Source organism: Streptomyces sp. NPDC001599 (genome assembly GCF_042893535.1).
GTDB lineage: Bacteria > Actinomycetota > Actinomycetes > Streptomycetales > Streptomycetaceae > Streptomyces.
The window spans coordinates 115677-138039 of the sequence record NZ_JBIAVA010000019.1 but is presented as its reverse complement, the minus strand read 5'-3'; the positions used below and the strand labels follow the sequence as shown (position 1 = coordinate 138039).

22 protein-coding genes are annotated in these 22363 nt (G+C 71.6%); 18 read left to right on the top strand and 4 right to left on the bottom strand.

Going from position 1 to position 22363, the window contains the following annotated elements; all coding sequences use genetic code 11:
- The first annotated feature begins 107 nt into the window (after positions 1–107).
- From ACFYZ3_RS33700 to ACFYZ3_RS33660, 9 genes are all read left to right on the top strand, one after another.
- Entirely contained in the window at positions 108–755 is a 648-nt protein-coding gene (locus tag ACFYZ3_RS33700; protein WP_388525863.1) for an HAD family hydrolase, read from the top strand.
- A gap of 76 nt (positions 756–831) precedes the next feature.
- Complete coding sequence (locus ACFYZ3_RS33695) at positions 832–1548, top strand: VC0807 family protein (protein ID WP_388525860.1); 717 nt, start codon at positions 832–834, stop codon at positions 1546–1548.
- 23 nt (positions 1549–1571) lie between these two features.
- Complete coding sequence (locus ACFYZ3_RS33690) at positions 1572–2825, top strand: MFS transporter (RefSeq protein ID WP_388525857.1); 1254 nt, start codon at positions 1572–1574, stop codon at positions 2823–2825.
- Positions 2776–3948: an acetoin utilization protein AcuC gene (locus ACFYZ3_RS33685; RefSeq protein WP_388525855.1), complete on the top strand. Its 1173-nt coding sequence runs from the start codon at positions 2776–2778 to the stop codon at positions 3946–3948. The genes ACFYZ3_RS33690 and ACFYZ3_RS33685 overlap by 50 nt, the downstream gene beginning before the upstream one ends.
- A gap of 206 nt (positions 3949–4154) precedes the next feature.
- The gene (locus tag ACFYZ3_RS33680) at positions 4155–4970 is read left to right on the top strand and encodes a phosphatase (protein ID WP_388525852.1); all 816 of its coding nucleotides are present in this window, start codon (positions 4155–4157) and stop codon (positions 4968–4970) included.
- Positions 4971–5099: 129 nt separating this feature from the next.
- Complete coding sequence (locus ACFYZ3_RS33675; RefSeq protein ID WP_004984898.1) at positions 5100–5312, top strand: helix-turn-helix domain-containing protein; 213 nt, start codon at positions 5100–5102, stop codon at positions 5310–5312.
- Positions 5313–5421: 109 nt separating this feature from the next.
- Positions 5422–5520 carry a 30S ribosomal protein bS22 gene (locus ACFYZ3_RS33670; RefSeq protein WP_003948845.1) on the top strand — a complete coding sequence of 33 codons (99 nt, stop codon included), beginning with the start codon at positions 5422–5424 and terminating at the stop codon, positions 5518–5520.
- Positions 5521–5709: 189 nt separating this feature from the next.
- Positions 5710–6771 (top strand): NAD-dependent epimerase/dehydratase family protein, encoded by a 1062-nt coding sequence (locus ACFYZ3_RS33665; RefSeq protein WP_388525849.1) that lies wholly within the window; start codon positions 5710–5712, stop codon positions 6769–6771.
- A 14-nt stretch (positions 6772–6785) separates the two neighbouring features.
- The gene (locus ACFYZ3_RS33660; RefSeq protein ID WP_388525846.1) at positions 6786–7868 is read left to right on the top strand and encodes a lysophospholipid acyltransferase family protein; all 1083 of its coding nucleotides are present in this window, start codon (positions 6786–6788) and stop codon (positions 7866–7868) included.
- Between the two features lie 147 nt (positions 7869–8015).
- On the opposite strand, the gene ACFYZ3_RS33655 is transcribed toward ACFYZ3_RS33660, so the two are convergent.
- The 3 genes from ACFYZ3_RS33655 to ACFYZ3_RS33645 form a co-directional block, all read right to left on the bottom strand.
- On the bottom strand, positions 8016–9263 hold the full coding sequence (locus ACFYZ3_RS33655; protein ID WP_388525843.1) for a DUF5667 domain-containing protein: 1248 nt from the start codon (positions 9261–9263) through the stop codon (positions 8016–8018).
- 248 nt (positions 9264–9511) lie between these two features.
- Complete coding sequence (locus ACFYZ3_RS33650; RefSeq protein ID WP_007443701.1) at positions 9512–10306, bottom strand: ECF subfamily RNA polymerase sigma factor, BldN family; 795 nt, start codon at positions 10304–10306, stop codon at positions 9512–9514.
- Positions 10307–10644: 338 nt separating this feature from the next.
- Positions 10645–11595 carry an HAD family hydrolase gene (locus ACFYZ3_RS33645; RefSeq protein WP_388525840.1) on the bottom strand — a complete coding sequence of 317 codons (951 nt, stop codon included), beginning with the start codon at positions 11593–11595 and terminating at the stop codon, positions 10645–10647.
- Positions 11596–11739: 144 nt separating this feature from the next.
- Between ACFYZ3_RS33645 and ACFYZ3_RS33640 the strand changes: the two genes are divergently transcribed.
- The 9 genes from ACFYZ3_RS33640 (at position 11740) to ACFYZ3_RS33600 (ending at position 21592) form a co-directional block, all read left to right on the top strand.
- The gene (locus ACFYZ3_RS33640) at positions 11740–12045 is read left to right on the top strand and encodes a glutaredoxin family protein (protein ID WP_388525837.1); all 306 of its coding nucleotides are present in this window, start codon (positions 11740–11742) and stop codon (positions 12043–12045) included.
- Between the two features lie 274 nt (positions 12046–12319).
- Positions 12320–13096 (top strand): redox-sensing transcriptional repressor Rex, encoded by a 777-nt coding sequence (locus tag ACFYZ3_RS33635; RefSeq protein WP_388525834.1) that lies wholly within the window; start codon positions 12320–12322, stop codon positions 13094–13096.
- Positions 13093–14838 (top strand): glutamyl-tRNA reductase, encoded by a 1746-nt coding sequence (locus ACFYZ3_RS33630; RefSeq protein ID WP_388525831.1) that lies wholly within the window; start codon positions 13093–13095, stop codon positions 14836–14838. The genes ACFYZ3_RS33635 and ACFYZ3_RS33630 overlap by 4 nt, the downstream gene beginning before the upstream one ends.
- Positions 14835–15794 (top strand): hydroxymethylbilane synthase, encoded by a 960-nt coding sequence (gene hemC, locus ACFYZ3_RS33625; protein WP_388525828.1) that lies wholly within the window; start codon positions 14835–14837, stop codon positions 15792–15794. The genes ACFYZ3_RS33630 and hemC overlap by 4 nt, the downstream gene beginning before the upstream one ends.
- The gene (locus ACFYZ3_RS33620; protein WP_388525825.1) at positions 15791–17488 is read left to right on the top strand and encodes a uroporphyrinogen-III synthase; all 1698 of its coding nucleotides are present in this window, start codon (positions 15791–15793) and stop codon (positions 17486–17488) included. Before hemC ends, ACFYZ3_RS33620 begins: the two co-directional genes overlap by 4 nt.
- 216 nt (positions 17489–17704) lie before the next feature.
- Positions 17705–18604 (top strand): helix-turn-helix domain-containing protein, encoded by a 900-nt coding sequence (locus ACFYZ3_RS33615; protein ID WP_388525822.1) that lies wholly within the window; start codon positions 17705–17707, stop codon positions 18602–18604.
- A 161-nt stretch (positions 18605–18765) separates the two neighbouring features.
- The gene (locus tag ACFYZ3_RS33610; RefSeq protein ID WP_388525819.1) at positions 18766–19746 is read left to right on the top strand and encodes a hypothetical protein; all 981 of its coding nucleotides are present in this window, start codon (positions 18766–18768) and stop codon (positions 19744–19746) included.
- Between the two features lie 57 nt (positions 19747–19803).
- Positions 19804–20712, top strand: coding sequence for an MBL fold metallo-hydrolase (locus ACFYZ3_RS33605; RefSeq protein ID WP_388525872.1), 909 nt, complete (start codon positions 19804–19806; stop codon positions 20710–20712).
- A gap of 103 nt (positions 20713–20815) precedes the next feature.
- Positions 20816–21592, top strand: a complete 777-nt coding sequence (locus ACFYZ3_RS33600; protein ID WP_388525816.1) for an SDR family NAD(P)-dependent oxidoreductase — start codon at positions 20816–20818, stop codon at positions 21590–21592.
- A 22-nt stretch (positions 21593–21614) separates the two neighbouring features.
- On the opposite strand, the gene ACFYZ3_RS33595 is transcribed toward ACFYZ3_RS33600, so the two are convergent.
- Complete coding sequence (locus tag ACFYZ3_RS33595; protein ID WP_388525813.1) at positions 21615–22319, bottom strand: TetR/AcrR family transcriptional regulator; 705 nt, start codon at positions 22317–22319, stop codon at positions 21615–21617.
- Positions 22320–22363: the final 44 nt, after the last annotated feature.

Genomic DNA, 22363 nt, shown 5'->3' with positions numbered 1-22363 from the left:
GTACTGCAGGGGGGACCCTGTGGGAGAGTAGGACGCCGCCGAACAATCATTGCGAGGAAACCCCGCACCGGGAACGGTGCGGGGTTTTCTGCGTTTAGGGTCTCCGTATGCGCTACGACTTGGTTATCTTCGACAACGACGGTGTTCTCGTCGACAGTGAGCCGATCTCCAACCGGCTGTTGGCCGGCTACCTCACCGAGTTGGGGCACCCGACGTCCTACGAGGACTCGCTGCGGGACTACATGGGTGGTGCCATGCACCGCGTGCACGACCTCGTGCTGGAGCGGACGGGGCGGCGACTGCCCGAGGACTTCGACGACGTCTTCCACGGGCGGGTGTTCGCCGCCTTCGAGCGGGAGCTGGAGCCCGTTCCGGGTGCCGTCGGTGTGCTGGAGAAGCTCGCCGCGGACGGGGTGGCGTACTGCGTTGCCTCCTCCGGGAGTCATGAGCGGATTCGGATGGGGCATCGGAAGGCCGGGCTCGACCGGTGGTTCGACGATGAGCGGATCTTCAGTACCCAGGACGTGGGGCGAGGAAAGCCGGCGCCGGATCTGTTCCTGCACGCGGCCGCGCGGATGGGTGTGGCGCCGGAGCGGTGTGTCGTGGTCGAGGACAGCCCGCTGGGTGTGCGGGCCGCCGTAGCGGCCGGGATGGACGTGTACGGGTTCACCGCGATGACGCCCGCCGTGAAGCTCGACGGAGCCACTCGGCTCTTCGCGGACATGGGGGAGTTGGCCGACCTGTTGCGCGGCTGAGGCCTGACATTTGTCATGCGCGGATCTGGACGGTTGTTTCTACTGCGCGACCCCGCCCGGCCGCGAAGCTGAGTGCATGACCAAGCCTCGTAAGTCTCGGACCGTCGTGTCGCTGCTCCTGGACGTGGGCGTGCCCGTCGGGTCGTACTACCTGCTGACGGGCGCGTTCGGGATGAGCGCGGTCGCGGCGCTCGGATGGAGCAGTGTCGGGCCCGTGCTGCGGACCGGTTGGGGGGTGCTGAGGCAGCGGGAGGTGAACGTGCTCCCGTTGCTCATCCTGCTGGCCAACCTGGCCGGGCTGCTGATCGGCTTCGGGACGGGGGACGCCCGGCTGATGCTGGCCAAGGACAGCGCGGTCACCAGCCTGGTCGGGTTCGCGCTGCTGGGGTCGGTGCTGCTCGGGCGGCCGATGATGACGGCGACGCTGAAGCCGTGGCTGGTGAAGGGGGACGCGGGCCGGGAGGCGGCCTGGGGGCGGCTGCGGCGCGAGTCGCCGGCGTTCAGGCGGGCGGAGCTGCGGTTCTCGGCGGTGTGGGGCGTCGCCTTCGTCGGTGAGTGCGGGGTGCGGATCGTGGGGGTCTACGCGTTGCCCGTCGACAGGATGGTGTGGCTCGGGACGGTCGTCATGATCGTGACGATGCTGGTCGCGTTCGTGGTGAGTGGTGCGCTGGGGGCGGGGCCCATGGTCCACATGATCGGGGCCGCCGTCACCACGGACGACGCCGTCGATGCGCTCGACGCGTCCCTGGAAGCTGAGAAGAATTCATCTTTGGTTGGATCTACCCACGGGTAAGCCGGGGCCCTACGCTCGCCGCCATGACTGATGTGCTGCGGCGCGGCAGGGCCTCGCTCGCGTTCGGTTTCTTCGCCCAGGGTGTCGCCTTCGCCCTGCTGGTGACGCGTATCCCGGCCATCCAGGACCGGTACGGCGTCTCCGACGCGCTGCTGCCCGTCTTCCTCGCCGCCGTACCGATCCTGGCCGGGGTCGGGAGCGTGGTGAGCGAGCGCCTGGTGCGGCGGGTGCGGCCGAGTCGACTGCTGCGCTGGTCACAGCCGGTGGTGCTGCTGGCGCTGCTCGGTGTCGGGGCGGGGGACCGGGTGGCGGTGCTGGCCGTCGCCCTGGCCGTCTTCGGGCTGGCCGTGGGCGCGCTGGACGCGTCGATGAACATGCTCGGCGTGAGCCTGCAACGGGCGTACGGGCGCAGCATCATGCTCGGGTTCCACGCCGCGTACAGCCTGGGCGGGATTCTGGGGGCGTCGCTGGCGTGGGCGGGCGCGCACTGGGATCTGGCGCTGTGGGTGTCGTATCTGCCGGTGGTGGTGCTGCTGTTGCCGGCCGCGCTGGTGGGGAGCCGGTGGTACGTCGACGGGGACCGTGCGGGTGCGGAGGGCGAGGTCACGGGTGAAGTCACGGGCGGGGGCGGAGTCGGCTCGGGTGTCGGCTTCAAGGTGCTGCTGCCGCTGTGCCTGGTGATGACGTTCGCGTACATCGGGGACTCGACCGTCTCCAACTGGAGCGCGAAGTACCTCCAGGACGTGCTGGGGAGTTCCGAGCAGCTGGCCACCGTGCCGTACAACGTCTACATGGTGACCACGCTGGTGGGGCGGGCCCTCGGGGACTTCGGTGTGCGTCGGTTCGGGGCCGTGGCGGTGGTGCGGGGCGGGGCGGTCGTCGCGGCGGGCGGGTTCGCCGTGGTGGCCTCGGCGCCGGGGGCCTGGGCGGGGATGCTGGGCTTCACCCTGCTGGGTCTCGGGCTGTGTGTGCTGGTGCCGCAGACCTTCGCGGCGGCGGGGCGGCTGGCGGCGGAGAAGGACGGTCGCCCGGGGGCTTCCGACGCGGCGGTGGCGCGGCTCAACGTGTTCAACTACGTCGGTTTCCTGATCGGTTCGCCGCTGGTGGGCGCGCTCGGGGATGCCTGGAGCTATCGCGGGGCGATGCTCGTGCCGATGGTGTTGGTGCTGGTGACGGTCGTGTACGCCAGGTCGTTCGAGGGTCAACCGGACCGATACGGTGGCGGGCATGAGCGGCCGCGCACAGCTGATGTGGGACGAGGCAGTAACGGGCTATGACTTCGGTCCCGAGCATCCGATGGACCCGGTCCGGCTCGCCCTGACGCGAAGTCTGGTCGGTGCCCTCGGGCTCGACCGGGAGGTGGAGGTCGTCGCGGCGCGGCCGGCCGGGGAGTCGACGCTGCGGCTCGTCCACCGGGAGGACTACATCGACGCGGTGCGGGCGGCGTCGGCGGATCCGCGGTCGGCGGACGGTTCGTACGGGCTCGGGACGGTCGACGACCCGGCCTTCGCGGGGATGCACGAGGTGTCCGCGCTGATCGCCGGGCAGTCGGTGGGGGCGGCGGAGGCGGTGTGGCGCGGGGACGCGTTGCACGCGGTGAACTTCACGGGCGGGCTGCACCACGCGATGCCGGGGGCGGCGTCCGGGTTCTGCGTGTACAACGACGCGGCGCTGGCGATCGCGCGGCTGCTTGAGCTGGGGGCCGAGCGGGTCGCCTACGTGGACGTCGACGTGCACCACGGGGACGGGGTGCAGGCGGCGTTCTGGGAGGACCCGCGGGTGCTGACGGTGTCGTTGCACGAGCATCCGGCGACGCTGTTCCCGCAGACCGGGTGGCCGGAGGAGACGGGGGCGGACTGCGCCGAGGGGTCGGCCGTGAACGTCGCGCTGCCTGCGGGGACCGGGGACGCGGGGTGGCTGCGGGCCTTCCACGCGGTGGTGCCGGAGGTCCTCGCGGAGTTCCGGCCGCAGGTGCTGGTGACCCAGCACGGTGCCGACACGCACTTCGAGGATCCGCTGGCGCATCTGGCGGTGTCGCTGGACGCGCAGCGGGCGGTGCAGGTGGCGTGTCACGAGCTGGCGCACGAGCACGCCGGGGGCCGGTGGGTGGCTCTCGGGGGCGGCGGGTACGCCGTGGTGGAGGTGGTGCCGCGGTCGTGGGCGCATCTGGTGGGGGTCGCGGCGGGGCGGCCGGTGGAGCCGGAGACGGTGATTCCGGAGGGGTGGCGGCAGGAGGTGTACGCGCGGACGCGGCAGCTGGGGCCAATGCGGATGACTGATGGGCGGTGGCCGGTGTCGTGGGCCTCGTGGGACGCCGGGTACGACCCTGCGGATCGGTTGGATCAGGCGGTGCGGGCGGCTCGGCGGGCGGTGTTTCCGTTGCGGGGGTTGTTGGCGTAGGGCGGTTTCTCGGAGGGCGGTTTTCTGGTTGCCCGGCGTTGGTGCTGGGCCTGGGTCGGTGCGCAGCCCGGCGTTGCGGGGTGCCGCTGCGCCCACCCGTGCCGCCCCAGCGGCACGACTGCCCGCAGCTGAGTGGTTACGCCGACCGTGCGTACATTCTCCCGTTTCCTGTTCGCCTCGCCGAGTGACACGGCAGCATCGGGGGTGTGCTGACCCGTGGAGCTCTTCGGGCTCATCTTCTTGATGTCCGGCTGGCCGGGGTGGTGGCGACCTCTCGGGAGGCGAGTCTGCGGAGATACCGGTTGTTCGCCGCTCGGGATCCCCGGGTGCTGATCGGGATCGATCCGGAGGGGGAGTGGGGGCAGCGTGAGCTGCTCGGGCTGATGGCGGAGAGGTGCGGGGTTTCGGCCGATCCGCGTGACGTCTCGGGCCAGGACGTCATCGACCCGGACCGGACCCTCGCGGCGCTGGACGCCTTCGCCGGGCGGCTCGCGGCGGCCGCCGGACGCCGGGCCCCGGTGCTGCTCGGCACCGGGCACCCGCACCGACTGCTCGGCTTCTACGTCGCCTTGGCCGAGGCGCTGTCGGCGGCGGGATGTGCTGTCCTCACCCCGGCGCAGGGTCGCTCTGTCGACATAACGACCCGGTTCGGTCTACGCACGTACCGCCTCGACTACGTCCGTGGAGTCGCGTTGGTGCGGGAGCCCGGTGCCGGGCGCGCCGGTGGTGAGCCCGGCGCGCACACGCACTCGCCGCTGCCGGTTCGGACCGCGCTGGCTGCCGCGGCCGAGGGTGGCGGGCCGCTGCCCGAGTTGGTGATCGGGGACCACGGGTGGGTCTGCGGAGCAGGTCAGCTGGGGTTCGAGGCGATCGGTCCGGCCGATACGGACGATCCCGCGCTCTTCGTGGGGGAGGCCGAGGGGTTCGTGTCCGTCGCCGTTCCACTTGATGACGCTGTGCGGTCCGAGTACTACCGACCGCTTACCCGCTACGTACTCAATCGGGCGTGTCTGTCACGGTAGGGAAGCGATGGGTGCACCTCTTCCCCATTCGCATCACCCGCCCCTACATTGGGGAGTGAGCACGCAGCGACGAAGAGTCACCGGAAGGGGAAGCCGGTGGCCGTCGAGTGCGGAAGGTTCAGGTGTGTCATGGCTGCAGCTGGCGAGAGGCCTCTGAACGAGGTTCAGTTCCTTACCGTGGCGGAGGTCGCCTCGGTGATGCGCGTGTCCAAGATGACCGTGTACCGGTTGGTGCACAGCGGTCATCTGCCCGCGATCCGGGTGGGACGGTCGTTCCGCGTCCCGGAGCAAGCGGTTCACGAGTACCTCCGCGAGAGCTACGTGGGGGTGGAAACGGCCTGACGGCCCTCGATTACACCCTCAGCGCTCGGACCGGTAGGCTGGCCCCTCGTAGGTCGTGTGGGCCCATGGCGCTCACCAACCGAGTGATGAGAAGTGAGCGAGGATAGTCGTGGGCTCTGTTATCAAGAAGCGGCGCAAGCGGATGGCCAAGAAGAAGCACCGCAAGCTGCTGAAGCGCACGCGCGTTCAGCGTCGCAACAAGAAGTAAGCGACGCTGCGCCGTCGGCGTGGTCTGTGGCCCCCCACCGCATCCGGTGGGGGGCCACAGTCGTTCGGCCGTCATTTTTCGTCATGTGCCGCGTCCTGCGGTCATCACGGCGCAACACCTACCGGCTAAGTTGGCCCGCAGGCGGGGAACGCGGCAGGCTACGGTGCAGGCGGAAGGAAGGCGCTGATCTTGGGCAAGGTCGTGCTCGTGACCGGAGTGGCCCGGCAGCTGGGCGGCCGGTTCGTCCGGCGCGTCCAGCGTGATCCCGGTGTGGAGCGGGTGATCGGCGTGGACGCCGTCGCGCCCGAGCACCATCTGGGCGGCGCGGAGTTCGTCCAGGCGGACATCCGGCAGTCGGCCATCGGACGCGTGCTGGCCCAGACGCGTGCGGACACGGTCGTCCACCTGGACGTGACGGGCACGCCGCTGGGCAGCGGCAGTCGCGCCTCGGTGAAGGAGACCAACGTCATCGGCACGATGCAGCTGCTCGGCGCCTGCCAGAAGTCGCCGACCGTGCGGCGGCTGGTGGTGAAGTCCAGTACGAACGTCTACGGGTCCGCGCCGCGCGACCCGGCCGTCTGCACCGAGACCACCGCGCCCAAGTCCCTGCCCAGCGGCGGCTTCGCCAAGGACGCCGTCGAGGTCGAGGGGTACGTGCGGGGCTTCGCGCGCCGGCGGCCGGACGTGTCGGTGACCGTGCTGCGGTTCGCCAACATCCTCGGCCCGGCCGCGGACACGCCGCTCGCCTCGTACTTCGGACTGCCGGTGCTGCCCACGGTGTTCGGCTACGACCCGCGGCTGCAGTTCGTGCACGAGGACGACGTGATCGAGACCCTGCGGGTCTGCGCGGACGAGCCGCGGCGGGGGACGCTGAACAGCGGGACCTTCAACATCGCCGGAGACGGTGTGCTGCTGCTCTCGCAGTGCTCGCGGCGCCTCGGCCGCCCCACGGTGCCGTTGCTGCTGCCGGCGGTCACCTGGGCGGGTTCGCTCGTGCGTACGCTGGGGATGACGGACTTCTCCCCCGAGCAGATCCGGCTGCTCACCCACGGTCGGGTGGTGGACACCACGCAGATGCGCGAGACGCTTGGCTTCCGGCCGAAGTACTCGACGGCCGGGGCGTTCGCGGACTTCGCCCGCGGGCGCGGCGCCGGGCTGCTGCCGCCCGAGGCCCTCGCGGGGGCCGTCGACCGGATCGCGGAGCTGTCCCTGCGGGGCAGCGGTCACCTCCCGACGCAGAGCGCCAACTGAGGAGCGCATCAACGATGGCGGACGCCAAGGTCATTCCGTTCGACGACGACCGGTCGCGGGGAAGCCGCGGCGCGGGGAACCGGCGCAGGGGCAGCTCGGCGGAGTCGGCGCCGGTGGGTGACGGGCCGGTGGGCGACGTACAGCCGCTGCCCGTACGGGGAGCCGCCGCGCAGGACCCCGCCCCCGGGCCGGACGAGTCGGCCGAGCCGCGGTCGGCGGTCGGCGACGGCGGCGACCAGGACGGCGGTGACCAGGACGGAGGCCTGGAGCGGCGCGTCGCGGCCGGACTGTCCTTCCTGCGCCGTCGGCTCACCGGCGACTACGAGGTCGACGACTTCGGCTACGACGCCGAGCTGACCGACCAGGTGCTGATGTCCCTGCTGCGCCCGGTGTACGAGAAGTACTTCCGGGTCGAGGTCAAGGGCGTGGAGAACATCCCGGCCGAGGGCGGTGCGCTGATCGTCGCCAACCACTCCGGGACGCTGCCGCTGGACGGGCTGATGATGCAGGTCGCCGTGCACGACCACCATCCGGCCGACCGGCACCTGCGGCTGCTGGCGGCGGACCTGGTGTTCGTGCTGCCGGTGGTCAACGAGCTGGCACGCAAGCTGGGCCACACGCTGGCCTGTGCGGAGGACGCCGAACGGCTGTTGGCGCAGGGCGAGCTGGTCGGGGTGATGCCGGAGGGCTTCAAGGGCATCGGCAAGCCGTTCGGCGAGCGCTACAAGCTCCAGCGGTTCGGGCGGGGCGGCTTCGTCTCCACGGCGCTGCGGCAGGGGGCGCCGATCGTGCCGTGCTCGATCGTCGGGGCGGAGGAGATCTACCCGATGATCGGCAACTCCAAGACCCTGGCGCGGCTGCTGGGCTTCCCGTACTTCCCGCTCACGCCGACCTTTCCGTGGCTGGGGCCGCTGGGCGCGGTGCCGCTGCCGACGAAGTGGACGATCCAGTTCGGTGAGCCGATCCCGACGGACGGCTACGCGCCGGAGGCGGCCGAGGACCCGGTGCTGATGTTCAACCTGACCGACCAGGTGAGAGAGCAGATCCAGCACACGCTCTACAAGTTGCTGGTGCAGCGGAGGTCGGTGTTCTTCTGAGACGGCGGTGCCTGGACGGCGTGGTGGGGGCGCTGAGCCGGCGGACGCAGCCCGGTTGCGCAGCTGGCCGAAGCCCGCGGTCGGTGTTCTTCTGACGGTCGGTACGGCGATGGGCCTGCCCCACCGCCGTACACGCGCCGCATCGGCTCAGTCCGCGTCCTCCGCCTCGATGCCCAGGCCGGGCAGGAGACCCGGGAGGAGGGGCGGGAGGGTGACGTCCGGCTCCGTGGGCGGGGTGTTGCCGCCCGTGGACGGGGAGGCGGTGCCGCTGTCGTCCTTCGGCGGGTCGAGCAGGCCTCCGGTGCCGCCGCCGAGCAGGCCGTCGCTCTCGTCGCCGGACTCGGCGGACTCGCTGGGCCGGCCGGACTGCGAGCGCCCGCGCTCGGACGTGCCCTCGTCGCCGGTGCGGGGCGCCGAGGAGTGACCGGAGCCGGGGGTGTCGGTGGTCGTCGAGCCGGAACCGCCCGGCAGACCGTCGTCCCCGCCGTCCTCGTCCTGGGCCGGCGGCTGCGGCAGCATGGACTGAAGCGGGGCCACGTCGTCGTCTATGGCGTCGAACACCGACGACACCTGCTCACTGACGTCCCCGAGCTGCACGGGCAGCCGTTCTCGCAGCGCTCCCCAGGTCTCCCGGTGGGACCGGGAGAAGGCGGAGAGGGCCTGCATGGGGGCCAGCGAGTCGGGGTCGTGGGCGTAGGCCGCGCTGAGCAGGCGGTGGCCCTCGGAGGCGTCGTGCCGCATGCCGGACAGGGCGCGGCGGACCTCGCCGAGGGACTCGTGGTCGAGGGGGCCGCTGCGGCCGCGCTCCATCAGCCGACGGGCCTCGCTGAGCCGGGTCGAGGCGAGGTCCAGATAGGCCCGGCCCCGCTCGTCGTTGCCGTCGGCGAGGCCGAGGCGGAAGTCCTCTATGCCGCGCTTGAGGCCGTAGAGCGAGTCGCCGGGCAGGGCGTCCGAACTGGCGGCGGCGACTCCGCCGAAGGCACCGGCGGCCACGCTCACGCTCAGCCCGCCCGCGGTGAGGCCCTTGGCCAGCCGCGAACGGGGCCGGAACCTGCTCAGCGGGGCCGCCCGATGGGTGCCGCGCGCCCGGCGCTGCTCCGGTACCGACGTGTCCGTCGCCCCGCCGCTCGCGGTGCCCTCCTGCAGCATGGCCTCGAAGGCGGCCACGAGCTGGGCCCGCTGGACGACCTTGACCTCGGGATCCAGCTCGGGCCGGGGCAGCGTCTCCAGACCATGGGCGAGGGTCACCAGGCGACCCTGCTCGGTCGGTTCCGCGGTGGCCCCGGCGGTCGCCGGCCCTCCGGACTGCTCGGCCGCCGCCCCGGGATCCGACTGCTCCTCCAGGGCCTGGGCGAAGGCGTTCGCCCGCCGGTGTGCCGATACGTTCGCGATCACTGGCGGCACCTCCTCTCGTCATCACGGTCGACTCCCCAGGGGGTCCTGAGGGTTGCACGCCCCGGTCGGAACCATCCGATCGGGTGATCGGAGTCGGCCAGGGAGTGACCACAGGGAGCCTGCATCCCGCACAACGAGCGGCGTGGCACTTGGGTTACGGACGGCGGATGATCGGGCGGCGGACTCAACGGACTTTCACCAGTGGTGACTTGAGGAATATGAAGGGTGAGCGCCTCGGTGGGCGGCTCTCAGCGGGCGTCGTCGGGGAGCAGCCGGGCGAGGGTGCGCACGGCCCGGTACTGGAGCGTCTTGATGGCGCCCTCGTTCTTGCCCATGACCCGGGCGGTCTCGGCGACCGAGAGGCCCTGGAGGAAACGCAGGGTCACGCACTCCTGCTGCTGTGGGTTGAGCCGTCGTACGGCCTCCAGCAGGGCGGCGTTGGAGAGGGACTCGAGGACGGAGTCCTCGGGGGAGCGCTCGACCTCGTTGGCGTCGAGCATCTCGCCGGTGGTGACCTCGAGGCGGAAGCGGCTGGACTTGAAGTGGTCGGCGACCAGGTTGCGGGCGATCGTCACGAGCCAGGCGCCGAAGTCACGGCCCTGCCAGGTGAAGGTGCCGATGCGCCTGAGCGCCCGCAGGAAGGTCTCGCTGGTGAGGTCCTCGGCGGTGGCCTTGCCTCCCACGCGGTAGTAGATGTAGCGGTACACGGTGTCGCTGTACTGGTCGTAGAGCCGGCCGAAGGCGTCGGCCTCGCCGGCCTGGGCCCGCTCGACCAGCTCCATCATGCGGGCGCTGTCGCTGTCCGCGGCCGGGCGGCGGTGGGTGGTGGCGGCGGCCCCGGACGAGGACGACCGCGCTCGTCTGCCGACGGCGGCGCTTCCTTCGGCCAGTGCGTAGCACGGACCGGCGGGCACGGCGGCCGCGGCGAGGGCGGGGACGGCATACGCGGTGGGGACGAAGCCGCGCAACAGGTCTTGGGCTGATTTGACCGTTGCGCGCAGCGTAGCCAGGCCCGAGGCGTCAACCCCGACGTGTGGGTACACGGGACTCCCAGAGGCAGAGCTTCCATCACGTGCAGTACGGAACCATTCACCCGTCGTAGCGAAGGTGGGGCACCGGAATGCGTCTGAGGAGAATAACGCTTCGTGCAGGCACTGCTACGCCCAGTTGCTCAAATCATCGATTACGTCGCTTCTGTGCCCGATTGACGCTCGATCAGCTGCGCCAGAATGATCGCTTGGTGACCGGAACGGTTCGGATTCCGTGTGACTACAGAGCGTGTTGTGGTCGATGTGAGAACGGGGGACTGGAGAGCCCGTCCCGGGGGTACGTCATCCCGATTGGGTCAACGGCCGGGTCAACGACTGGGTCAACAGTCGGGTCAACGGCGGCGGCGGTGCAGCGCGATGGCCGCCGCGGTGCCGCCCGCGACCGCGCCGACGCCCGCGGCCGCGGGGATGCCGACCTTGGCGGCCTTGCGCCCGGTGCGGTAGTCGCGCAGCCGCCACTCCAGCTCGCGGGCGTGCTTGCGCAGCTTGGAGTCCGGGTTGATGGCGTACGGGTGTCCGACCAGCGACAGCATCGGGATGTCGTTGTGGGAGTCGCTGTAGGCGGCGCAGCGGGACAGGTCCAGGGCCTCGGCCGCGGCCAGCGCCCGGACCGCCTCGGCCTTCGCGGGGCCGTGCAGCGGTTCGCCGACCAGCTTGCCCGTGTAGACGCCGCCGATCGACTCGGCCACCGTGCCGAGCGCGCCGGTCAGGCCCAGGCGGCGGGCGATCACCTGGGCGATCTCCACCGGGGCGGCCGTGACCAGCCAGACCTTCTGTCCGGCGTCCAGGTGGGCCTGGGCGAGGGCGCGGGTGCCGGGCCAGATCCGCTCGGCCATGTACTCGTCGTAGATCTCCTCGCCGATCGACTTCAGCTCGGAGACGCGGTGGCCCTTGACGATGGAGAGCGCGGAGTCGCGGGCGTCCTGCATGTGCTCCGGGTCCTCGAACCCGGCCAGCCGGAACCACGCCTGCTGCCAGGCGAAGCGGGCGAGGTCGCGGGTCTCGAAGAACTTCCGCTTGTACAGGCCCCGGCCGAAGTGGAAGATCGCGGCGCCCTGCATGACGGTGTTGTCGAGGTCGAAGAAGGCGGCCGCGCGGTCGTCGCCGTGGACCGGGAACTCCGGTTCGGCGACACCGGAGTCGGGGGCGGTTTCCTGAGGGGTCTCGGCGAGCTCGGCGGCTTCCGCGGACTTGCGGGCTGCCTCCGCCGAGGCCTCGCCTGCCAACACGCTCCGCGCCGTGGCGGAGCGCCTACGGGGAGTGAGCCATCGAAGAGCGGCCATGCCAGTGAGCATAGCCAGCCTGTTCGGATGCTTCGGAGCCGACGGGTTCGCAGGCTGTGAACTCCGGGCGGCGGTGCCGTTACGCGGCCGCGCTCCGAGGGCTCGGCCGCGGTCGCGCCCGCGGTCACGCCCGCGCGCGCGAGAATGGCCGGCATGAGTCCCCTCTTCCGCCGGAAGCCCGCGCAGCCCTCTGAGCACTCCGAGAACCATCTCGTCACCCTCATCCGCAAACCCGGCTGTCATCTGTGTGATGACGCACAGCTCGTCGTCGAGAAGGTCTGCGCCGAACTCGGCGTCCCCTGGGAGGGGAGGGACATCACCGAGGACCGCCAACTCCACGACCAGTACTGGGAACAGATTCCGGTCGTGCTGGTCGACGGCAGGCAGCACACCTTCTGGCGTGTGAACGAGGAACGGCTGCGCAAGGTACTGACCGATCAGTACAAGTAGTCCGTATGGTCGCTTAGGATCGATGGCGACCAGGTCTCGGGGGCGTTGATCGTGAGGAGCGTGTACGGCTTTGCCCCCGATGAGTGAGGAACGAGAGTACGTATGTGCCGGTTCCCGTTCCGTGCGCCGGGGGCGCGTGACCCCGGTCACGTTGGCCGGGCAAATCGGACACCATCTTTGTGCACGCGTTCACAAAGACATAGCCTGCATTCGACGGGGCGGTCATGTAGGGACGTATGACCGCCTACAGCCCCGCTCTACCCGCAGGAGCACCGTGGCAACTGGCCGAGCACACCGACCGGCGACCCGCAGCCGAGGGATTCCCGAGGCCACCGTCGCCAGGCTTCCGCTGTACCTCCGCGCGCTGACCGCGCTCTCCGAGCGCTCGGTGCCCACGGTCTCCTCCGAGGAGCTGGCGGCCGCCGCGGGGGTCAACTCCGCGAAGCTGCGCAAGGACTTCTCCTACCTCGGCTCCTACGGGACGCGTGGTGTCGGCTACGACGTCGAGTATCTCGTCTACCAGATCTCGCGCGAACTCGGCCTCACCCAGGACTGGCCGGTTGTGATCGTCGGTATCGGCAACCTCGGTGCCGCGCTCGCCAACTACGGTGGTTTCGCCTCCCGCGGGTTCCGCGTCGCCGCGCTCATCGACGCCGATCCGGGAATGGCCGGAAAGCCCGTCGCCGGCATCCCGGTGCAGCACACCGACGAGCTGGAGAAGATCATCCAGGACGACGGTGTCTCGATCGGCGTGATCGCGACCCCCGCCGGCGCCGCCCAGCAGGTCTGCGACCGCCTCGTGGCCGCCGGTGTCACCTCCATCCTGAACTTCGCGCCGACCGTGCTGAACGTCCCCGAGGGCGTCGACGTGCGCAAGGTCGACCTCTCCATCGAGCTGCAGATCCTCGCCTTCCACGAGCAGCGCAAGGCGGGCGAGGAGGCCGCGGCCGACGGCGTCGCACCGCCCGTCGCCGCCCGCAAGCAGCCGCACTCCACCGGCTCCGCCGACCAGGGACCCGACGGGGACGTACCCGCCGTGATGCCGGCATGAGTCTCCTCGTCGTCGGGCTGAGCCACCGCAGCGCCCCCGTCAGCGTGCTCGAGCGGGCCTCCCTGAACGCGGACGCGCAGCTCAAGCTGCTCCAGGACACGGTCGCCGCCGAACCGGCCACCGAGGCCGCGGTCCTGGCCACCTGCAACCGCATCGAGCTGTACGCCGACGTGGACAAGTTCCACGCCGGTGTCGCCGAGCTGTCCACGCTGCTCGCCCAGCACAGCGGCGTCGGCCTGGAGGAGCTGACCCCCTACCTCTACGTGCACTACGAGGACCGGGCCGTCCACCACCTGTTCTCGGTGGCCTGCGGACTGGACTCGATGGTGGTCGGCGAGGGGCAGATCCTCGGCCAGATAAAGGACTCGCTGGCCCGCGCCCAGGAGCTGCACACCGCCGGGCGGCTCCTGAACGACCTGTTCCAGCAGGCGCTGCGGGTCGGCAAGCGCGCCCACTCCGAGACCGGAATCGACCGCGCCGGGCAGTCCCTGGTCACCTTCGGCCTGGAGCAGCTGTCCGCGGGGGCCGACGTCGAGCGGTGGGCCCGGGGCAAGAAGGCGCTGGTCATCGGCGCCGGTTCGATGTCCTCGCTGGCCGCCGCCACCCTGGCGCGGGCCGGGGTCGCCGAGATCGTGGTCGCCAACCGCACCTTCGAGCGCGCCGAGCGCCTCGCGCTTCTGCTCGAAGAGCAATATGGACAACGTCTCTCCGAGGGCGACGACACGGACGTGCTGGCCCGCGCGGTACCGATGGACGCGGTGCCGGGCGAGCTGACACGTGCCGACGTGGCCGTTTCCTGCACCGGGGCGACCGGTCTCGTCCTCACGGCCGACTCCGTGGCGGCGACGGTGGAGGGGCGCACCGGCGCGCCCGCCGTCGGGGACACCGCCGTGCGGGAGACTGCCGTACGGGAGGCCGGCGAAACGCCGCTGCCGGGTGCCGGGAGCGCCGCCGACGAGAACTGCCCCCTGGACCTCTCCTCCGTGTCCTCCGTCCCCTCCGGCTTCTCCGTCATGGGCGAGGCCGCCGTGGCCGGCATGGACGCGGCGACGCTGGAGCAGCACGGCGCGTGGGCCGCGGGCGGTACGGCGGTGGACCGGACGCGCGAGCCGGGCCGGACCGGACCGGAGGCGGACGCCGAGCTGATCGGCGCGCTCGCCGCGACGGCGACCCGCGTCGGCCGCATCCCCGAGCGCCGCCGCCCGGAGCCGGTCGCCGAGGTGCCGCGCCCCGAGCCCGTGCTCTTCCTGCTCGACCTCGCGATGCCGCGGGACGTCGACGCCGCCGTGCACCGGCTGGCCGGGGTCCGCCTGGTGGACATCGAGTCGCTCGCCGACGCCTCGGCCGACGCACCGATGGCCGCCGACGTCGACATGGTCCGCCGGATCGTCGCCGACGAGGTCGCGGCCTTCGGCGCCGCCCAGCGCGCCGCGCACATCACGCCCACCGTGGTCGCGCTGCGCAGCATGGCCGCGGACGTCGTGGCCGGCGAGATCGCCCGCCTGGAAGGGCGGCTGCCGGGGCTCGACGACAAGCACCGGGCCGAGATCACCCAGACCGTCAAGCGTGTGGTCGACAAGCTGCTGCACGCGCCGACGGTGCGGGTCAAGCAGCTCGCCGCCGAACCCGGCGGTGCCGGGTACGCGGACGCGCTGCGCACCCTGTTCGACCTCGACCAGGAGACGGTGGCCTCCGTCTCCCGCGCCGAGAACAGCACTGAGAAGAACCGAGGGCCGGCATGACTGAGAAGGCACTGAGGCTGGGGACCAGGCGGAGCAAGCTCGCCATGGCCCAGTCCGGGCAGGTGGCGGACGCCGTGAGCCAGGTGACCGGTCGGCCCGTTGAGCTGGTCGAGATCACCACGTACGGCGACACGTCGCGGGAGCACCTGGCGCAGATCGGCGGCACGGGGGTGTTCGTCGCCGCGCTGCGCGACGCGCTGCTCCGGGGTGAGGTGGACTTCGCGGTTCACTCGCTCAAGGACCTCCCCACCGCGCAGCACGAGGGCCTGGTCGTGGCCGCGATCCCGGAGCGCGAGGACCCGCGGGACGTGGTCGTCGCCCGGGACGCGCGCAAGCTGACCGACCTCCCGAGCGGGGCGCGCATCGGCACGGGCGCGCCGCGCCGCATGGCGCAGCTGAACGCGTACGCCCGCGCCCACGGGGTGGAGATCGAGACCGTCCCGATCCGGGGCAACGTCGACACCCGCATCGGATACGTCCGCAGTGGTGAGCTGGACGCGGTCGTGCTGGCCGCCGCCGGGCTGAACCGGGTGGGGCGCATCGACGAGGTGACCGACTTCCTGTCGGTCGACACGGTTCTGCCGGCCCCCGGCCAGGGGGCACTGGCGGTCGAGTGCGCGGCGGACAACGCCTCGCTGATTGCCGCGCTCGCCGAGCTCGACGACCCGTTCACGCGGGCCGCCGTCACGGCCGAGCGCTCACTGCTCGCCGCCCTGGAGGCCGGTTGCAGCGCACCCGTGGGGGCGCTGGCCGACCTTCTGGCCGACGGGCAGACTGTCAAGGAAATGCGCCTGCGCGGCGTCGTCGGCACGACCGACGGCTCGACGCTGGTGCAGCTGTCCACCACCGGTCCCGTGCCCGAGACGCACGAGGCGGCGCTGGCGCTCGGCGGCGAACTCGCCACCGAGATGCTCGCCCAGGGCGCGGCCGGTCTGATGGGGGAGCGAGCACAGTGAGCCCCACCACCCTTCCCGCCGGTCCTGAACACGGGCACGTCACCTTCCTCGGTGCCGGACCCGGAGATCCGGGACTGCTGACTCTGCGCGCCGTCGAGGCGCTGGCGCACGCGGACGTCCTCGTCGCCGAGCACGAGGTGCTCGACGTCGTACGCACGCACGCGAGGCAGGGCGTGTCGGAAGTGCACACGGATGCCGATCCGTCGGATCCGGGCACAGGCGCGCCCCAGCTGACGGTAGTTGACGGTGCGTCAACGACCCTCGGCGCCCCCGCTGTGCGGGATGCCGCACATCTTGTCATGGAGGCCGCGCGGGGCGGCAGGCGGGTCGTGCGTGCGGTGACCGGTGACCCCGGGCTCGACGCGTACGCCGCCGAGGAGATGCTGGCGTGCGCCGCGGCCGGGGTGCCCTTCGAGGTCGTCCCGGGCATCGCGAACGCCGTCGGCGTGCCCGCGTACGCCGGTGTGCCGCTGCGGGACGCGGAGGGCGCGGACGTGCGCTTCGTGGACGCCCGTACGGCGTCGGACCGCTGTTGGACCGAGGTGGGCGCCTCCGACGGCACGGTGGTCGTGTCGACGACGCTCGACTCGGTCGCGGCGGCGGCCGGCGAGCTGGTCTCGGCGGGCCGCAAGCCGGACACCCCGCTGACGGTGACGATCGCCGGTACGACGACCAGGCAGCGTACCTGGTCCGCCACGCTCGGCACGGTCGCCCAGACGCTGAAGCAGGCGAAGGTGCTGCCGTCCCCGGACGGCGGCCGCCCGGTGATAGCCGTGGTCGGCGAGCGCAGCTCCGCCGCCCGGCGCGACCAGCTGTCGTGGTTCGAGTCCAAGCCGCTGTTCGGCTGGAAGGTCCTCGTCCCGCGCACCAAGGAGCAGGCGGCTTCGCTCTCCGACCAGCTGCGGTCCTACGGGGCCGTCCCCAGCGAGGTCCCGACCATCGCGGTGGAACCGCCGCGCACCCCGCAGCAGATGGAGCGGGCGGTCAAGGGCCTGGTGACGGGCCGCTACGAGTGGATCGCGTTCACGTCGGTCAACGCGGTGAAGGCGGTCCGCGAGAAGTTCGAGGAGTACGGGCTGGACGCCCGCGCCTTCGCCGGCATCAAGGTGGCCGCGGTGGGCGAGCAGACGGCCAACGCGCTGATCGCCTTCGGCGTCAAGCCGGACCTGGTGCCGAGCGGCGAGCAGTCGGCAGCCGGTCTGCTGGAGGACTGGCCGCCGTACGACCCGGTCTTCGACCCGATCGACCGTGTCTTCCTCCCTCGGGCCGACATCGCCACCGAGACCCTCGTCGCCGGTCTGATCGAGCTGGGCTGGGAGGTCGACGACGTCACGGCCTACCGCACGGTGCGCGCCTCGCCGCCCCCGGCCACGACCCGGGAGGCCATCAAGGGCGGCGGCTTCGACGCGGTGCTCTTCACCTCGTCCTCCACGGTCCGCAACCTGGTCGGCATCGCGGGCAAGCCGCACAACGTCACGGTGATCGCCTGCATCGGCCCGGCGACCGCCAAGACGGCCGAGGAACACGGGCTGCGCGTCGACGTCATGGCCCCCGAACCGTCCGTCCACAAGCTGGCGGAGGCCCTGGCCGACTTCGGCCTGCGCCGCCGGGCGGCGGCCCTTGAGGCGGGGGATCCGGTGACGCGGCCGAGCGAGCGGCGGCCGGGGTCACGGAGACGGCGGTCTTCGACCTGAGGTGAATGCGGGGCGTCCCTGGCTTTCAGGGGCGCCCCGTCGTCGTACGACGAGTCCGAACACGTCGGTCAGCCCGGCGGCGCGTAGACGCGCCACCAGGCCCCCGGCGCGGGCGCGTCGGCCGGGAACCGTACGCGCGCGGGCTCGTCGGACCCGGCGCTGCCTACCCCGGGTTGGGGCAGGCAACCCGCGGGGGGAGGTCCCACACTTGCAGTCATGACCGCGAAAACGCCCCTCGGGGACTTCCTGCACACACGGCGCTCGCAACTGCGCCCGGAGGATGTCGGAGTGCCCACGTACGGGGAGCGCCGACGTGTGCCGGGTCTTCGCCGTGAGGAGCTGGCGCTGCTCGCCGGGGTGAGCGCCTCGTACTACACGCGGTTGGAGCGGGGCGAGTCCACGAGCGCGTCCCCCGAGGTGCTGGACGCGCTCGCCGGGGCGCTGCTGCTGGACGAGTCCGAGCGGCGGTACCTGCACGACGTGGCCCGTACGGGCAGGCAGCGCACTCGCGGCCGACGGTCCGCGCCGGAACGCGTGTCGGAGCCGACCCGTCAGTTGCTGGACGTGATGGGGGACGTTCCGGCGATCGTTCTGGGACGTCGCAGCGACGTGCTGGCGTGGAACCGGCCGGGGCACGCGCTGTTCGCCGGGCACCTGGATCCGGGTTCCCCGGACCTCCCCCGTGAGCGCCCCAACATGGCCCGGCTGGTGTTCCTCGACCCCCATGTCCGTGAGCTGTACGCGGACTGGCCGAGCAAGGCAAGGGCGGTGGTCGGGAGTCTGCGCCTGGTGGCCGGCCGTCATCCGGAGGACACGGAACTGCACGCGCTGGTGGGGGAACTGTCCGCGAAGAGCGGGGAGTTCGCCACGATGTGGGCCGACCACCGGATCAGGGCGTGCACCGTCGCCACCTACGGGATGCGCCATCCGCTGGTCGGTGCGCTGACCGTCACGCAGCAGACGCTGAGCCACGGGCCGGGTCCCGCCGTGGTCGTCGCCACCACCGAACCGGACTCACCCTCACGGGCGGGGCTGACCCTGCTCGCCCGGGCCACCGCACAGTCCGGTTCCTCCGCCGAACCGGCACGGACGGGAACCCGCGTCGGTCAGGACTGACCCGCTCGGACGAGACCGCGCCGCGCGCCGCACATCCGCACACCCTCGTACCCGCACGTCCTCGTACCCGCACACCCCCATACCCGCCCGTGGCCGCAGGTCGCCGCGTGCGTCGGCATGTCGCTGCCGCATGCCCGAGAACACACTGAAAGGGAAGAATCATGGCCACGAGGCTCATGTCCACGAGGCTTTTCCGGTCCGCCGTGACGGCGGGCATCATGGTCGCGGCCACCATCCCCGCGCTCGTTCCCACCGCGGCCTCGGCCGCCTCCGCACCCCTGGCCGAAGCGCGGATCGCCGAACACTTCGACCTGGCCGAGGGCCGGACGCCGGAGAACATCGCCATGGCGCCGAACGGCGACGCGTACGTCACCTTCGCCGCGGGGCGGCAGGTCGCCAGAGTCTCCCGCGCGGGCGCCGTCCGGGTCCTCGCCACCCTGCCGGAGCCCGCGGACGGCGGTGTTCACACCCCTGTCATGCGCTTCCCGCTGACCACCGGCGTCGTACGCGCTCACGACGGCACGCTGTACTTCCTGTACGCCACCGGCACCGCAGACCTCACCGGCGTGTGGCGGCTGCACCCCGGCGGCCGGCCGCAGCGCATCGCCGCGCTGCCCGCGAACGGCCTGCCCAACGGCCTGGCGCTGGACCGGCGTACCGACACCCTCTACATCACCGATTCCGTACTCGGCACCATCTGGAAGGTCCCCGCCTCCGGGGGCACTCCCACCGCCTGGTCCACCGCCCCCGAACTGGCCTCCACAGGCTTCCTCGGCGCCAACGGACTGAAGATCCACAACGGTGCCGTCTGGGCCACCAACCTCGACAAGGGCACCGTCCTGCGTATCCCCATGCGTCGGCACGGGCACGCCGGCAAGGTCCGGACCGAGGCCACCGGCCTGACAGGGATCGACGACTTCGCCTTCACCGGCCGCGGCGACCAGCTGCTGGCCACGCTCAACGGTCCCAGCGAGGTCGCGCTCGTCCAGCCCGACGGCACTCACTCCACCGTCCTGACCTCGGTCGACGGCCTGCAGAACCCCACATCCGTCGCCGTGCGCGGCGACCGGGTCTACGTGCTGAGCGCCGCCTACCTCACCGGCGAGGACCCGAACCTGCTCCTCGCCCGCCTCGACTGCTGACCCCCGCACCCGCACTCGCACCCGCACCCGCACCGAAGGAGAAGCACCATGCAGGACATGCACGAGACCACGTACGAGATCACCCTGGGCGATGTCAGGGTCAGCCGGGTCGAGGAGATGCACGGGCCGATCATGCCCGCGGACCAGTTCTTTCCCGACATGCCCGAGCAGGCGTGGCAGGACCACCGCGAGAGCCTCGTGCCCGATCACCTGGGAGCCGACGGTGTCATGGTCCACACCGCCATGCAGACCTGGGTACTGCGCAGTGGTGGCCGGACGATCCTGATCGACACCGGCGTCGGCAACGACAAGACGCGCCCGGCCGTCGAAGCCTGGGACCACCTCGCGCTGGACTACCTCGGAAATCTCGCCCGTGCCGGTGTGCGGCCCGAGGATGTCGACCTGGTCGTCAACACCCACCTGCACAGCGACCACATCGGCTGGAACACCCGGCTCGTCGACGGCGTCTGGGCACCCACTTTCCCCAACGCCACCTACCTGCTGCCGAAGATCGACGTCGAGTACTGGAACCCCGCCAACAACCCGGACATCGCCGGCGGCGTCAACGAGAACGCGTTCGAGGACAGCATCGCTCCCGTCCTGGCCTCGGGTCAGGTCCAACTGTGGGAGACCAGCCGGGACATCGACGCCAACCTGCGTCTGGAGGCCGCTCCCGGCCACACCCCCGGCGCCGCCGTGATCACCCTCGGATCCCGCGGCGACCGGGCGCTGTTCGCGGGCGACATCCTCCACACGCCCCTGCAGATCGCCCACCCCGGCCACAACAGCTGCTTCGACCTGGACCCGGCCCAGTCCCGTGCCACCCGCCTGCGGCTGCTCGGCTGGGCCGCAGACAACAAGGCCCTCGTGTTCCCCGCCCACTTCAGCGGGCACACCGCCCTGGAGATCGAGAACACGGGCAAGGACTTCGCGATCAAGCAGTGGGCGCCCTTCCCCCGCTACTGACCCCGCCCACCCCGCTACCGGCCCCAGCACCCGCCACGAAAACCGCGAGTGGGCGGGGGCGACTGCGCTTAGCCTTGGGCGACTTGACGACGGTGGAGGGTGCATGACCGGGTTGGGCAGGCTCGAGGGCAAGCGGACTCTGGTGATCGGTGGTGGCGGGGCAGGGATCGGCCGGAGCATCGTCCGTTCCTGTGCGGCCGCCGGGGCGGCGGTGGCGGTGGCCGACCTGGATGCCGCGCGGGCGACCGAGGCGGCGGACGAGTTGCTGGCGGCCGGACACGTCGCCCACGCGCTGAGCGGCGACGTCCGTTCCCGCGAGCAGCTCGAAGACGTGATCGTCGGCGCGGCCGAACGGCTCGGCGGTCTTGACGTCCTGATCACGGTGGTCGGCGGGCAGGTGGCGTTCGTACCCGCGGTCAAGCTGCACGAGATGGCGGACGCCGACTGGGACACCGTCTACGAACTGAACCTGCGCTACGTGGCGCGCGCGGTACGACGCGTGCTGCGGCTGTTCCTGGAGCAGGGCACCGGCGGGAACATCGTCAGCATCGGCTCGGTCACCGGCTTCATGGCCGCGCCGACGCAGGCCGGTTACGGCGCGGCCAAGGCCGGTCTGCACAGTCTGGCGCGGACCGTCGCGGCCGAGTACGCGGCCGACGGCATCCGGATGAACGTCGTCGCGGGCGGGGCGATCAGTACCGCCGTCAACGCCGGTCCCTCCGCCGCATGGGTTCCGGAGATCCCGGCGGGCCGCTACGGCACGTCGGAGGAGATGGCCGACGCAGCCGTCTATCTGGCCTCGGACGAGTCGCGCTACGTCACCGGCCAGCAGATCGTGCTGGACGGCGGGGTCTCGGTCCGCGGTCCGTTCCCCGAGTAGCCGAGGGTGCGGGGTGTACCCGCTACGGGCGTTCCGTCGGCCGGTGCAGTCCCGACAGGTCCAGCGCCGGGGCGGGCGGCAGGGGGGCCGGGCGGGCCGGAGGGTCGGCCTGGAAGGACTGGAAGAGGTAGGTGAGGAGGCGGTGGGCGGCGGGGACGGCGGTTTCGGGGGGCTGGGAGGCCAGGCCGCTCACCGCCAGGAGGAGCAGGGGGATGTCGGCGGGGGAGAAGTCCTCGCGGAGTTGGCCGGCGTCGCGGGCGCGCTGGACGAGGTGGGCCAGGCGCTCCTCGGCGCAGGCGCGTTCCCGGTCGTAGTCCAGCGACGCCGGGAAACCGGCCATGAACACCGTCTCGAAGCCGCGGTCGGTGACCAGGGTGGTGCACACCTTCCGTAGGAGCGTGTACAGGCCGTGTCCCGGGTCGGGGTCGGCCAGGGCCTCCTCGAACGCGGTCGCGCACACGGCGAGCTGGTCGTCGAAGGCCGCGGCCACGAGGGACGAGCGGGTGGGGAAGCGGCGGTAGAGGGTGGCCACGCCGACGCCCGCCCGGCGGGCGACCGCGCTCATCGGGGCGTCCACGCCCTGGGCGGCGAAGACCTCGCGTGCGGCCTCCAGGACGCGTTCGCGGTTGCGGCGGGCGTCGGCCCGCAGTGCGTCCCGCGGAGGGAACCCGGTGGTGGGCTCTGCGGGCTTGTGCTCTGCGGGCTTGTGAGAGGGCTGGTCAGGCATGTTTCTCACTTCCGGGTTAAGTGGAGGGTGTCGTCCACTTAGGT

Coding starts and splice junctions, on each gene's coding strand:
- ACFYZ3_RS33700 (WP_388525863.1), top strand. CDS start 108: ATGCGCTACGACTTGGTTATCTTCGACAACGACGGTGTTCTCGTCGAC.
- ACFYZ3_RS33695 (WP_388525860.1), top strand. CDS start 832: ATGACCAAGCCTCGTAAGTCTCGGACCGTCGTGTCGCTGCTCCTGGAC.
- ACFYZ3_RS33690 (WP_388525857.1), top strand. CDS start 1,572: ATGACTGATGTGCTGCGGCGCGGCAGGGCCTCGCTCGCGTTCGGTTTC.
- ACFYZ3_RS33685 (WP_388525855.1), top strand. CDS start 2,776: ATGAGCGGCCGCGCACAGCTGATGTGGGACGAGGCAGTAACGGGCTAT.
- ACFYZ3_RS33675 (WP_004984898.1), top strand. CDS start 5,100: ATGGCTGCAGCTGGCGAGAGGCCTCTGAACGAGGTTCAGTTCCTTACC.
- ACFYZ3_RS33660 (WP_388525846.1), top strand. CDS start 6,786: ATGGCGGACGCCAAGGTCATTCCGTTCGACGACGACCGGTCGCGGGGA.
- ACFYZ3_RS33645 (WP_388525840.1), bottom strand. CDS start 11,595: ATGGCCGCTCTTCGATGGCTCACTCCCCGTAGGCGCTCCGCCACGGCG.
- ACFYZ3_RS33640 (WP_388525837.1), top strand. CDS start 11,740: ATGGCCGGCATGAGTCCCCTCTTCCGCCGGAAGCCCGCGCAGCCCTCT.
- ACFYZ3_RS33630 (WP_388525831.1), top strand. CDS start 13,093: ATGAGTCTCCTCGTCGTCGGGCTGAGCCACCGCAGCGCCCCCGTCAGC.
- hemC (WP_388525828.1), top strand. CDS start 14,835: ATGACTGAGAAGGCACTGAGGCTGGGGACCAGGCGGAGCAAGCTCGCC.
- ACFYZ3_RS33615 (WP_388525822.1), top strand. CDS start 17,705: ATGACCGCGAAAACGCCCCTCGGGGACTTCCTGCACACACGGCGCTCG.
- ACFYZ3_RS33610 (WP_388525819.1), top strand. CDS start 18,766: ATGGCCACGAGGCTCATGTCCACGAGGCTTTTCCGGTCCGCCGTGACG.
- ACFYZ3_RS33605 (WP_388525872.1), top strand. CDS start 19,804: ATGCACGAGACCACGTACGAGATCACCCTGGGCGATGTCAGGGTCAGC.
- ACFYZ3_RS33600 (WP_388525816.1), top strand. CDS start 20,816: ATGACCGGGTTGGGCAGGCTCGAGGGCAAGCGGACTCTGGTGATCGGT.
- ACFYZ3_RS33595 (WP_388525813.1), bottom strand. CDS start 22,319: ATGCCTGACCAGCCCTCTCACAAGCCCGCAGAGCACAAGCCCGCAGAG.